The organism is Psychromonas sp. (assembly GCF_041586535.1).
Classification (GTDB): domain Bacteria; phylum Pseudomonadota; class Gammaproteobacteria; order Enterobacterales; family Psychromonadaceae; genus Psychromonas.
In genome coordinates this window covers 1-13555 of sequence record NZ_JBFGZY010000114.1, presented here as the reverse complement: position 1 = coordinate 13555, position 13555 = coordinate 1, and the positions used below count along the sequence as shown (strand labels likewise).

At 45.4% G+C, this 13555-nt stretch carries 8 protein-coding genes; 5 read left to right on the top strand and 3 right to left on the bottom strand.

Annotation, left to right across the window (positions count from 1 at the left end):
- The first annotated feature begins 226 nt into the window (after positions 1-226).
- The 4 genes from ABZA00_RS12815 to galE all read left to right on the top strand — a co-directional run bounded on the left by ABZA00_RS12815 (position 227) and on the right by galE (position 5755).
- Positions 227-3115, top strand: coding sequence for an insulinase family protein (locus ABZA00_RS12815; RefSeq protein WP_372882557.1), 2889 nt, complete (start codon positions 227-229; stop codon positions 3113-3115).
- A gap of 79 nt (positions 3116-3194) precedes the next feature.
- Entirely contained in the window at positions 3195-3914 is a 720-nt protein-coding gene (rph, locus tag ABZA00_RS12810) for a ribonuclease PH (protein ID WP_372882556.1), read from the top strand.
- Between the two features lie 4 nt (positions 3915-3918).
- Positions 3919-4560 (top strand): orotate phosphoribosyltransferase, encoded by a 642-nt coding sequence (pyrE, locus tag ABZA00_RS12805; RefSeq protein ID WP_372882555.1) that lies wholly within the window; start codon positions 3919-3921, stop codon positions 4558-4560.
- Positions 4561-4741: 181 nt separating this feature from the next.
- Positions 4742-5755 (top strand): UDP-glucose 4-epimerase GalE, encoded by a 1014-nt coding sequence (gene galE / locus ABZA00_RS12800; protein ID WP_372882554.1) that lies wholly within the window; start codon positions 4742-4744, stop codon positions 5753-5755.
- A 96-nt stretch (positions 5756-5851) separates the two neighbouring features.
- Here the strand turns inward: galE and ABZA00_RS12795 are convergent, their stop codons facing one another.
- The 3 genes from ABZA00_RS12795 to ABZA00_RS12785 are packed head-to-tail and all read right to left on the bottom strand — an operon-like array spanning position 5852 to position 10663.
- On the bottom strand, positions 5852-8947 hold the full coding sequence (locus tag ABZA00_RS12795; RefSeq protein WP_372882553.1) for a multidrug efflux RND transporter permease subunit: 3096 nt from the start codon (positions 8945-8947) through the stop codon (positions 5852-5854).
- 8 nt (positions 8948-8955) lie between these two features.
- On the bottom strand, positions 8956-10077 hold the full coding sequence (locus tag ABZA00_RS12790) for an efflux RND transporter periplasmic adaptor subunit (protein ID WP_372882552.1): 1122 nt from the start codon (positions 10075-10077) through the stop codon (positions 8956-8958).
- A 22-nt stretch (positions 10078-10099) separates the two neighbouring features.
- Positions 10100-10663: a TetR/AcrR family transcriptional regulator gene (locus tag ABZA00_RS12785; protein ID WP_372882551.1), complete on the bottom strand. Its 564-nt coding sequence runs from the start codon at positions 10661-10663 to the stop codon at positions 10100-10102.
- A 705-nt stretch (positions 10664-11368) separates the two neighbouring features.
- Here ABZA00_RS12785 and rep point away from each other — a divergent pair.
- The gene (gene rep, locus ABZA00_RS12780; protein ID WP_372882550.1) at positions 11369-13378 is read left to right on the top strand and encodes a DNA helicase Rep; all 2010 of its coding nucleotides are present in this window, start codon (positions 11369-11371) and stop codon (positions 13376-13378) included.
- The last annotated feature ends 177 nt before the right edge of the window (positions 13379-13555 follow it).

The window sequence follows — 13555 nt, the reverse complement described above, 5'->3', positions numbered from 1 at the left end:
TATCTGTTTTACAAACTTGAAACAAATTTTTTGCTAAATCAATCGCAAGAATATTACAATTAAGCATGTATGGGCTCCTTGGTAAAAGTTTGGTTACTTATTACGCTACTCCCGAGGGAGGTGGGAGTCCATACATCTGTTACGCTTTAATTTTAGTTAAACTTATTGCATAGTCTCTTGTCTTAATATTTCTTAGCTTATTTCATAACACTGAAGAGAATAAAAAATGCCATTTTACAAAACGCTAATGCTGCTTCTTTTTTGTTTATCCTACAGTTTTTCGCTGGCTTTATCTGCCGCGAATGAGGTGCACAGCGGACGCACTGAATCAGCCGTTGCAATACTCGATACGAAAATTATTAAAAGTCCGAACGATCCGCGCGAATATCAGCTGATCCGACTGCCGAACCAGCTTGAAGTATTGTTAGTCTCTGATCCGGATTTAGAAAACAGCGCAGCGGCATTATCATTACCCGTCGGTAGCATGCATAACCCTGATCATCAGTTAGGCCTTGCTCATTATCTCGAGCATATGCTGTTTTTAGGCTCGCAGCGTTACCCAACCATTAATGAATACAGTAAATTTATGAACCAGCATGGCGGTTATACTAACGCTTATACCGCCCAGGATAGCACCGTCTATGGTTTTGAAGTGAATGACAGCCACTTTGCACAGGCATTAGACCGTTTAGGTGATGTGATGCGCGCCCCGTTACTGGATGAACAGTATGCGGATAAAGAGAGGCACACCGTCAATGCCGAGCATAAAACCTATTTTGATAATGATATGCGCAAGTTTTATGCTCTGCAGCGTTATACCTTGAATCCGGATTACCCGAGCGCCCGCTTCAGTACCGGTGATTTAACCACCTTAAAAGATAAACCGGGTAGTAAACTGCAGGATGAACTGGTTGATTTTTTTAACCGTTATTATTCCGCAAATTTAATGAAGGTGGCGTTAACCAGTCCGCGTTCCATTGCCGATTTGCAGCAGATGGCTCTGTTATACCTTAGTCAGATTCCTAATAAAAACAGCACCAAGCCGGTGATTGTGACGCCGATGCTCACGGAAGATCAACTCGGCATCAGTGTGGAGATGAAACCCACGGCAGATGTTAAATTATTGCAGGTGAATTTCTTAATACCCAGTGTAAAAGATGAATATATGTATCAGCCGGGCGGTTACATCAGTCGTCTGCTCGGTTCGGATCATCCGGGGGGATTATCTGATTCTCTGCAGAAAGCAGGGCTGGTGGAGTCTGTGATGGCTGGTTTTTACGACGCCTACAGTGAGCATTATTCACAGTTTTCCATGCAGTTTAAACTGACCAATGCGGGTTTAACGGCACAAGATAAAATTTTGGCGAGTTTATTTGCTTATATTGAATTGATTAAAAAGCAGGGGATTAATCAGCTGCAGTATCAGGAGCAGAAAAATGCCTTGGACAGACGCTTTGAATTTTTAACTAAAGATGCCGGCTTTAGTTATGTGATGGCCTTGTCCGCTAATATGCAGCACTATCCGGCTAAAGACCTGTTATTTCACCCTTACCGTCTGGACAGTTTTAATGCGGAATTTATCAGCCAATTATTAACTTATTTAACCCCCGAAAATAGCCGAATTTTTAAAATGAGTCCGGATGCGCAGGGGGGGGCGCCGATCCCCTTTTATCAGGGAGAGTATGCGCGCAGGGTGATAAGCAAAGAAACACAGCAAAACTGGCTGCGTCAAGCCGGAGATATTACTTTAACCTTACCCGGCAGTAATCCCTGGTTAGCAGAAGATCTCAGCCTGGTGAAAGCACAATACGCCGAGAAGGCTGTGCAGCTGGTTAACAAAGCCGGGCACTCGCTATGGTTCAAACAGAGCGCCCATATTGAAGAGCCCAAAGCGATGCTGACGCTGCAGCTGAACAATAATCTTGCCGATCAGGATGCAAAGTCCCGGGTAGTGATGAGCCTGCTGCTGAAACTCCTGGATAAAGAGTTTGCCGCGCTGAATTTTATGGCCGGTGAAGCCGGTTTAGGTTTTTCACTCAGCCACTCCAACGGCCTGCTGATAAGTACTTCCGGGTATAATGATAAACAGGGGCAGTTATTATTACAGATTCTATCTGAGGTGAAATATGCACAATTTAGCGAGCAGTCACTAGGTCTGGCAAAAGAGGAGCTGCAGCGCCAGTTAAAAAATAAATCAAAAATGAAACCGATGGATTTTGCCTTTGATGGTTTCAGACAGTTAGCACGTTTGCCGGCATGGTCTGATAGCGCCTTGCTTGCTGAAATAGACGCGATCACTCTGCCTGATATAAATAAAATTATTGAAAAAATATTTAATCAATCGAGCTTACGCCTGCTCGCGCTGGGCAATTTAAGCCGCGAAGAGGTGCTGCAGCTGGATAATTCACTGGCAAAAATGATTAATATTCAGAAACAACCATTTTATGTTATTAAACGTCTGCAGGCAGATCTTAAGCAGGGGCCGTTAAATTATCGGATCACCTCGGAGATGGAAGATGATGCATTAGCGAGTATTTACCTTTCCGACTTAAAAGGGGAGCGGGCATTGGCCACGGCAGAGTTATTAAACAACTTGCTGCGGCCTGCATTTTACGATCAAATCCGTACCCAGGAGCAATTAACCTATTCCCCCTTCACGGCCAGTTTTCCTGTTGAAGACAGCGTCGCAGTCGGGCTGTTCACGCAAAGCCCCGCGGTCAGTAATGCCCGCTTATATAGCCGTTTTGACGCGTTTTTGAAAAGCTTTCAGGTGCAGCTGGAGAAAACCAGCGAGCAGGAATTTGCGACTATTAAAAAGGCGCATATTGCCAATTACCTGGCAAAACCAACCTCCCTGGCTGATGAGTTTTCCTATCTGAATAAGCAATGGTTAAGCCTGAAAGAGAAAATTGATAGCAAGCAGGATTATATAGACAGCCTGTCGGTAGTCTCGTTAACTGATATTAAGCAGTTTTTTCAGGTTATATTTACCAGTGGTAGTAATGCGCAGCCTATTTTGATTCAGGTTCAGGGTACAAAATTCAGCAAGGAAGCGCCGTTACAGCTTAAAAATGAAGTTACCATTTCAGATATAGACAGTCTGCCCAAAGGGTAGCTGCAAAATAACTTAACGTGACCTGTATTCACTTTGCTCTTATAATAAGCCTTCATTTTTTTAGAAGGCTTGTTAATTTATGCGTCCTAGTAATCGTACCCCAGAGCAGAACCGCGAAATAAAAATCACCCGTCATTATACTGATTATGCAGAAGGCTCGGTGTTAATTGAAATGGGTAACACCAAAGTACTTTGTAATGCGTCGGTGTCAGATTCGGTACCTGGGTTTTTGAAAGGTAAAGGCAAAGGCTGGGTGACCGCTGAATATGCAATGCTGCCGCGTGCAACCCATACCCGCAATATGCGTGAAGCAGCGAAAGGTAAGCAAGGTGGCCGCACGCTGGAGATTCAGCGCCTGATTGCACGTTCACTGCGCGCTGCAGTGGATCTGAATGCCTTAGGTGAAAATATGATCACCGTTGATTGTGATGTTATTCAGGCGGACGGTGGCACGCGTACCGCATCAATTACCGGCGCATGTATCGCTTTAGCGGATGCGCTGAACTGGATGGTAAAAGCCGGCAAGCTGAAAAAGAGCCCGCTGAAGCAGATGATTGCAGCGGTTTCCGTGGGTATCTATAACGACACGCCGGTTTGTGATTTGGATTATGCAGAGGATTCCAATGCCCAAACCGATATGAATGTGGTGATGACCGAAAATGGCGAGATGATTGAGATTCAGGCAACGGCGGAAGACGGTGCATTCAGCCATGAACAGCTGCTGGCTATGTTAAACCTGGCCAAAGGCGGTATCGACGCACTTATCCATGAACAAAAACAAGCACTCACAGCGGAATAAAAAGATGAAAGATTATCAAAAAGAATTTATTGAATTTGCTTTACAAAAACAGGTGTTAAAATTTGGCCAGTTTACCCTGAAATCAGGGCGTACCAGCCCTTACTTTTTTAATGCCGGACTGTTCAATAGCGGACGTGATTTAGCACGTTTAGGGCGCTTTTATGCGGCGGCTTTAATGGACGCTGGAATTGACTATGATCTGCTTTTTGGTCCGGCCTACAAAGGTATTCCGATTGCGACAACCACGGCTGTGGCACTGTCTAATGATTACGATCTGGATATCCCTTACTGCTTTAACCGCAAAGAAGCTAAGACCCATGGCGAAGGCGGCAGCCTGGTCGGCTCTGAACTGAAAGGTAAAATCATGCTGGTGGATGATGTGATCACCGCCGGTACGGCAATTCGTGAATCTATGGATATTATCCAGGCCCATAATGCGCAATTGGCTGGAGTTTTAATTGCGCTGGATCGTCAGGAAAAAGGCAAAGCGGAACTTTCTGCGATTCAGGAAGTAGAGCGCGATTACAATGCAAAAGTGATTTCCATTGTGCAGTTAAGCGATCTGGTCAGCTATTTGGAAGCGCAGCCGGATATGCAGGAGCACCTTGCTGCGGTAAAAGCCTACCGTGAGCAATACGGTATCTGATAGTTTATCGTAATTTTATTCGCGCTCAATAAAACCGCAGCCCGTCAATAATGTGCTGCGGTTTTTTTTAAGGGTAATTTCTTGAGGGTAAAAGTATTCACCTTAAGCTTTTCCTTGTCTTTGCGCTTGCAGATGGCCTATGCTGGCTGCAGTTAATCGCATTAAATAGATGGAGTTAAAAATGAAAATTCTTATTACCGGTGGAATGGGCTATATAGGCAGCCATACCTGTATTCAACTGATGGCTGCGGGTATGACGCCGGTTATTCTGGATAATCTGTCAAATAGCAGTGAAATAGTCTTAGCACGTATTGAGGCGCTAACCGGTCAAAAACCTATTTTTTATCAGGGTGATGTACGTGATAGAGCCATTTTAGAAAAAATATTCAGCGAGCATAAAATTGCCTCGGTTATTCACTTTGCAGGCTTAAAAGCGGTGGGGGAATCGGTCGCTAAGCCACTCGAGTATTATGATAATAATGTTCATGGATCTTTACTGCTGGCAGAAGTCATGCAAAAAGCCGGGGTTAAAAGTCTGCTGTTCAGCTCGTCGGCAACTGTCTATGGCGATCCTCAGGAAATTCCGATCACTGAAGCGACGCCAACGGGCGCGACGACTAATCCTTACGGGCGCAGTAAATATATCGTCGAAGAGTGTCTGCGCGATTTACAGGCTGCAGATCCGCAGTTCAGTATTACATTATTACGTTATTTCAACCCGGTTGGCGCACACATCTCCGGTACCATGGGCGAAGATCCGCAGGGTATTCCAAATAACCTGATGCCTTTTATTGCTCAGGTTGCCGTGGGGCGGCGTGAAAAATTAGCGGTATTCGGTGATGACTACGATACCCCTGACGGCACCGGCGTGCGCGATTATATCCATGTAATGGATCTTGCTGATGGTCATATTGCCGCACTTAAAGCGGTCGGTTCACAATCCGGTTTGCATATCTATAATCTGGGCACAGGTCAGGGCAGCAGCGTACTGGAGATGGTTGACGCCTTTGCCAAAGCGAGCGGTAAACCGATTCCTTACACTATTTCCCCGCGCAGACCCGGTGATATTGCCGAGTGCTGGGCGGATGTGAGCAAAGCAAACAGAGAGCTTAACTGGCGTGCAACCCGTACTGTTAAAGAAATGGCTGAAGATGGCTGGCGCTGGCAGTCACAAAACCCTGAGGGTTATCTCTAGTTAACAGTAATGCCGAGAAGGTAATAGCTTTTAACGCCTATAAAAAAAGAGCTTAAGACAAAATCTTAAGCTCTTTTTATTTACACTCGAGAATCTTTATACAGCGCTTTGGCGGTTTTTACTTTTGATTTTGTGTTCGAGATTTTCATCAAATACTTCACGCGGCTTATGAACGCCGGCAATAAAGGAATAGATAACGGGGAGAATAAACAAAGTAAATAAGGTACCGATGGATAATCCCGCTACAATCACAATACCGATACCATAGCGGCTGACTGCGCCTGCACCGGTGGCAAATAATAACGGGATTAAACCAGCTACCATTGCGGCCGTAGTCATCAATATCGGACGTAAACGCACTGTCGCTGCTTTTTTAACTGCATCAATACGATTTAATCCATGATGTAACTGTTCCTCTTTGGCAACCTCGGCAATCAAAATACCATGTTTGGTAATTAACCCCACCAGAGTGATCAAACCGACCTGAGTATAAATATTCATGGTTGCAGCCCCCCACGCCAGAGCCACTAGGGCGCCACTGATCGCAAGCGGAACCGTCATTAGAATAACCAGCGGATCACGAATACTTTCAAACTGACTGGCAAGCACCAGAAAGATAATCAATATCGCCAGAATAAAGGTCATGTATAAGGCACTGCCTTCGCTTACAAATTGACGCGCTTCACCCAGATAATCATGACGGTAACCCTGCGGTAACTGCGTTGTGGCCAGCTCTTCGAAGAAAGTAATTGCTTCTCCCATAGAAAAGCCCGGTGCTAATACTGCGCCGATGGTGGCACTGTTTAACTGGTTAAAGTGCGGTAATGAGCGTGGCTCTGCTGAGATTTCAACGCTAATTAATTCGCTGAGCGGCAGCATATCGCCATTTTTAGCACGCACATAAAAGTCGCCGAGATTATCCGGCGATAGACGATATTTCCGCTCCACCTGGGCAATTACCTCATAACTGCGGCCATCCAGGTCGATCCGGTTTAAATAACCGTCACTTAGTAGAGTGCCCAGGGTGATCCCGATATCCTGCATGGTAACACCGTAAGCACCGGCCTTATCACGGTCAATTTTGATGTTCATGGTGGCGGAATCAAAGGCTAAATCCAGCTCAGAGTAAACAAAGTTCGGATTTGCCTGAGTTGCCGCCAGGACATCACCGGCGATACTGACCAGGCTTTCAAATTGGTTAGCCGTGGTGATCACAAACTGCACCGGTAAACCGCCCGATGATCCCGGCAACTCCGGCATTTGGAAGGCCGTCGTCGCCACCGCTGCGACGCTGTTAAAGGTCGGGGTTAAAGTCGCTGAAAGCTGTGCCGGGCTTTTATCCCGCTGGCTCCAGGGTTTCATAATCGCAATACCAAATGCCTGGTTGGCATTTGGTATGCCCGACATAGCTAAGGTACTGGCAACTTCCGGCTGTTTACCCATTTCTGCGGTGATTACCCGCATGCTGTTTTCGATGTAATCCAGGTTTGCATTTGACGGAGCTTTGGACATCATCATCAACGCGCCTTTATCTTCTTTAGGTGCAAGCTCTGCCGGAATAGATTGAAACAAGAATGGTAAAGAGATAAATACCAGTGCCGCGAAAATAATCACCGCAGGACGTCGGGTCATTAATTTATCCAGCAAACGCGCATAGTTGTTGGCCAAACCCGATAAAACCGATTCGACAGCACGCTCAAAGCGGTTTGGCTGGTGGCTGGTGAGCATTTTGCTGCACATCATCGGCGATAAGGTAAGCGCTACAATACCTGAAACAAATACTGCCCCGGCAAGAGTTAATGCAAACTCACTGAACAGTGATCCGGTAATCCCCCCCATTAACGCGATCGGCGCATAAACGGCTGCTAAGGTGATGGTCATGGAGATAACCGGCAATGCTATCTCACGGGTACCGAGAATCGCCGCACGGAAAGGATCTTCTCCGGCTTTGATATGGCGGTCAATATTTTCTACCACCACGATCGCGTCGTCAACAACCAGTCCGATTGCCAGTACCATTGCCAGCAGGGTCATTAAATTGAGGGTAAAACCAAACAGCTGCATCACTACCACCACGCCGATTAATGACAATGGAATGGTAATGATCGGAATCACCACCGCGCGCCATGAGCCTAAAAACAGGATCATCACCACTAATACGATTAAACCCGCTTCAGCAATGGTTTTAACCACTTCAGAAATAGACTCTTCAATGGCAATGGTTGAATCGTACAATACTTCCATGTTGATTGAACTGGGGTTGTTCTTTGCAAGCTCCGGTAACATTTTGCGTACATCTGCCGTGATGCTCAGCGGATTAGCGGTTGGTGCCGCATCGATTGCAACGACCACGGCATCATTACCATTCGCCATGGAGCGGTAGATATCGTGACTTTTTTCCAGAGAAACCCGGGCAATATCCTGCAGGCGAATCACTTTGCCGTTTTCACGCGTGGCAATAATCAGATTTTCCAGCTCAGCGGTGGTTTTTACCTGGGTTTCAGCATTACTGTTAAACAGCGTGTAATAGCCGTTAACCTGTCCTGCTGCCGATTGAATATTGTTCGCCTGCAGTATCTGTACTACGTCTGCCGTTGTTAAACTGAAGCCGGCCATGCGATCCGGATCTAACCAGATGCGCAGGGCAAATTTTGTACCGCCATAGAGGTTAACTTTAGCGACGCCATTAATACTAAATAGCTGCGGTTTGATAACCCGTTCAAGGTAATCCGTAATTTGGCTGGCATTCAACTGCTCACTGGAGAAGGCGATATAGATCACCGAGGTGGTTGAGCCGGTACTCATATCAATGGTTGGATCTTCCGCCTCACTGGGCAGTTGTGAGCGCACACTATTCACCTTGGCAAGAATATCCGCAACTGCGCCATTGGGATCGGTATTTAATTTCATATACACCGAAATTTTTGACGTCCCCATAAAGCTTTGTGAGCTGATAAAATCAATATTATCGGCTTGTGCAATCGCCTGTTCGATAGGCTGGGTAATAAAGCCCTGGATCAGATCGGTATTCGCACCATAATAACTGGTTGAAACCGTCACCACGGTATTGGTCATGCTCGGGTACTCGCGTACCTGCATTTTACTTAATCCCTGCAGACCAAGTAAAACCAGCAACAAGCTAATCGAAATGGCCAGTACCGGACGGCGTATAAAAATATCTGTAAATTTCATCATCGCCCCTATAATGCTGGTATTTCAGCAGGTTTATTTAAGATATCTGATTCGATAACGGTCACATGCGCACCATTACTTAAGCGTACCTGACCACTTGTCACGATCACATCACCTTCGGCTAGCCCTTCAAGTATACGGACTGCACCATCTTTGCTTTTACCCAGTTTGACGATACGCTGGTTTGCCTGCAGAAAGCTTTTACCGGAATCATCCAGATGCTCTGTAAGCAGATAAACGGTTTCGCCATATAGGGTGTAGTTTACTGCCGTTTCCGGAACAATAATTTGCGCAGGTAGAGTCGATAAAATAATATCTGCCTTGGCAAACATACCCGAACGCAGTTTTTGTTCGGTATTGGGAATATCCGCCTGCACTTGAATCACACCGCTTTGATAGTTAACCGCAGGTTCAATCGCTGAAATTGAGCCGGTAAAAGTGGTGTCAGGCTCCGCATCAACAAAAATATTCATTGCCTGACCGATATGAATTTTATTCAGGTCATTTTGCGGCACGATAAAACGCAGGCGCATTTTACTGACATCTTCCAAGCGCACGATATCCGTACCGGCACTTAAATAATCACCGATAAATACATTTCTTAAACCGGTGATGCCGTCAAAGGGGGCGCGAATAATACGGCGGCTGATGGTTGCCTGATAGCTTTCGATTTGCCCCTGCAGCGCTAATAACTCCGCCTCGGCATCATCGACTTGTCCCTGTGAAACAGAGCCTTTGGTGAATAATGAATTCATCCGTTTGTAATTGCTCAGCACGGCAGATAAACGCCCTTGAGCGGCTTTCAAATTGGCAGTTTCAACTTCTGCATCGAGGTAAACAAGAGGATCGTTGGCCCGCAGTTTCTGACCTGATTCAAAGTCAATTTTAACCACCTTGCCGCTTACTTCATTGGAAATATTAACCCCTTGAATGGGTTCGATAAAACCGATAGCGCGCAGGTGGGGCGTCCAGTCTTCTAATTTTACCGTCTGAGCGGTTACCGGGAATTCCGGAATAGGGCGGTTGGCTAGAAATTCTTTAATTTTGCTTGCTTTAAACATGTTAAAGCCGATAACACTGCCAAACACCAGTATTGCCAATAATATTGCTGAAGCGATCCATTTTTTCATTATTCTTGCCTTAATATTAAAATTAACTTTTTTGAATAATTAACCAGGAAGCGTCTCTGACCTGATTTATTTGCATTTCATCCGGGGTGAAACGTTTTCTGATTATTTTTTTAGCTAAAGTAATAGCCGTATCAAAACTGAGTGTAATTAATGCGTGGATCTGCCAGTCGTGAAAAACCCCTTGATCTATACCCTGCTGATAAAAATCCATTAACGGGTAAAACGCCTCATTGTCACAAAAAGCCGCTTCTTCCCGGGCAAGGCGAGGTTGCAAAAAGAGCATCTCAATCACCGCTAAACGCTGCGGATCTTCGCGCACAGCATCAAAGGTATTGCGCCATAACAGCTTATATTTTTCTTCCAGAGACAGCTGGTCCGACCAACCTTTAAAAGTGGTTTGTGCCACCTCCCGGGTGATGTGTCGGTACAACTCACTGATTAATGTTTCTTTGTTTTCAAAATAGCGATAGATAGTCCCGGCGGCGATGCCGGCGGTATCGGCAATTAACTTCATGGAGATACCATAAAATCCGCGTTCCGCTAACAGGGTTTTGGTTGCATTTAAAATAGCGTCTCTTTTGTCCATAATTTATACCAAAATGAATGAACGTTCATTATCGTTATTTAAAAAAATTATGCAATGCTTAACGTTAATTACGCTGGAAATAGCTATGAGTTACGGGCTTATACAAAAGTCCCATGATTGTGGAATTTGGATAGCAATCCAAATTGGCTACGTTTCCCCCATCCATTTTTCTTGTATTGAGCAAGTACTTTAGCAAGGAAAATCATGGCGCGAATTAAACGACAGTTTAGGTTCATGAGAAGGCTCGGCCTAGATTTCCCTAATCTCAGCCAGTACAGGTACTGTCTGGGATGGTGTGTTAAAAAGTGCTTGAGCAGCCTTTCTTTTGGGCGAGTTATGCGACAGCATAGTGTTACGAGCGGGCAAAGCTCTGCGTGGCCTGTTTTCTTTGGCAGTGCAAAGAGCATGACTTTTCGAACTGCGAAACTGCGTTTCGGTTTCTCATAGTCTACACACCGTCAAGGACGGAATAGCAAATTTATTAAATTTTACCTTTACTTGCAGGATAAATCCTGCGCCCCGAAAAGAATAAAGAACACCACCAATGGTTACAGACTTGTGTATAAGAGTCAGGTTACGGGCTAGGAGCTGCGAAGTACATCGCTCAAAGCTCGAGGCTCGATCCTCAAAGGAGATTGGTATTCAGGTGAAACTGACGTAAAATCCCCCCTCTGTTATTATTTGTTAGAACTGTTAGGACAAACCATGAAGCTTAATCCCGGACAAGATGCCGCCGTTAAAATGATCTCAGGACCGTGCCTTGTTTTAGCGGGAGCCGGTAGCGGTAAAACGCGCGTGATCACCAATAAAATTGCGCATCTGGTGCAGAATTGTGATTATCTGGCAAAAAACATCGCCGCAGTCACCTTTACCAATAAGGCCGCCCGCGAGATGAAAGAGCGGGTCAGTCAGACGCTCGGGCGTAAAGAGGCGCGTGGTTTGATGGTTTCGACCTTTCATTCTCTGGGCTTGGATATTATCAAGCGTGAATATAAAACGTTGGGTATGAAAGCCGGTTTTACCCTGTTTGACGATCAGGATACCCTGGCGTTACTAAAAGAACTCACTGAGCGGCAATTAAAAGAAGATTTGGATCTGCTCAAAGCCCTGATCTCGCAAATTTCCAACTGGAAAAATGCCCTGGTATTACCGCCGCAGGCGATTAAATATGCCAAAGGTGAGCGGGAGGTCTTATTCGCCCATTGTTATGATCTTTACCAGCGCCAGTTAAAAGCTTATAACGCTTTAGATTTTGACGATCTGATTGTTTTACCCACCTTATTGCTCACCCATAAAGAGGAGGTGCGCTTACGCTGGCAGCAGAAAATCCGTTATCTGCTGGTGGATGAATATCAGGATACCAATACCAGCCAATATGAATTAATTAAAGCGCTAGTCGGTCAGCGTGCCCGATTTACCGTGGTGGGCGATGATGACCAGTCTATCTACTCCTGGCGTGGTGCGCGTCCTGAAAATTTAGTCCTGCTGCAAAATGATTTTCCGCAGTTAAAAGTAATTAAACTGGAGCAGAATTATCGCTCCAGTCAGCGTGTCTTAAAATCAGCCAATGTGTTAATTGCTAATAACCCGCATGAATTTGAAAAACGTCTGTTCAGTGAGCTCGCCTACGGTGAACCTTTAAAAGTACTTTTCGCTAAAAATGAACAGCATGAAGCTGAGCGGGTGGTGATGGAACTTTCCGGTCATAAGTTTATGAATGGTGCCTCATTTAAAGATTATGCCGTACTTTATCGTGGTAATCATCAAAGCCGTTTATTGGAAAAGGTAATGATGGAGAACCGCATTCCCTACCGGATCAGCGGGGGGACCTCCTTTTTTGCCCGCAGTGAAGTGAAAGATATTATGGCTTATCTTAAGTTGCTGGTGAATCATGATGACGATAATGCTTTTTTACGTGTTGTGAATACTCCCCGTCGCGGCATAGGTCCCGGCTCCTTAGAGAAATTGGGTAGTTATGCGAATATGCGCCACAGCAGTTTATTTGCCTGCAGTTTTGAAATGGGGTTGGAGCAAACCTTAACGGGTAAAGGCTTGCAGTCATTGCAGGCTTTCACGCGCTGGTTAAGTGATCTTAATGATCGTCTCAAACATGATCAGCCCATTGATGTTGTCCGTGATTTGATTCGTGATATTGGTTACGAAGACTGGTTATATGAAAGCAGCCCGAGTCCCAAAGCAGCTGAGATGCGTATGAAAAACGTGTCGATGTTATTTAAATGGGTAACAGAGATGCTCAAAGGTGATGATCTTGATGAGGAGATGACCCTGGAGCAGGTGGTTGCCCGTCTGACACTGCGTGATATGTTGTCGCGCAATGAAGAGGAAGAGGAGCTGGATCAGGTGCAGCTGATGACCCTGCATGCCTCAAAAGGGCTGGAATTTCCCTATGTGTATATGATCGGTATGGAGGAGGGGATTTTACCGCATCAGGTCAGTATTGATGAAGATAATGTAGAAGAGGAAAGACGTCTTGCCTATGTGGGCATCACCCGCGCGCAAAAAGAGTTAACTTTTACGCTCGCTAAAGAGCGCAATCAGTATGGCGAAATGATTAAACCAACACCGAGCCGGTTTTTGTTCGAACTACCCCAGGATGATCTGGATTGGGAGAGCGGCCCGCAGAAAAAGACTGAAGAGCAGAGAAAACAGGTAGCTGAGAAAGGTATTGCCAGTTTACGGGCTTTATTTGATTAAGCTTTTTTAATCTCCGACTGGTATCACTTTTTTAATTTATCAGTTTTGATGAAAAACACCGTCCTTTAGGGCGGTGATGAAAATCATTTAATGCGGAGCATTAACATCACTTGGTTTTTAATTTTTGTTCACAAGCATCTTTAACCCACTCTGAAAAAGGAGTGTCTCCGCGAACGG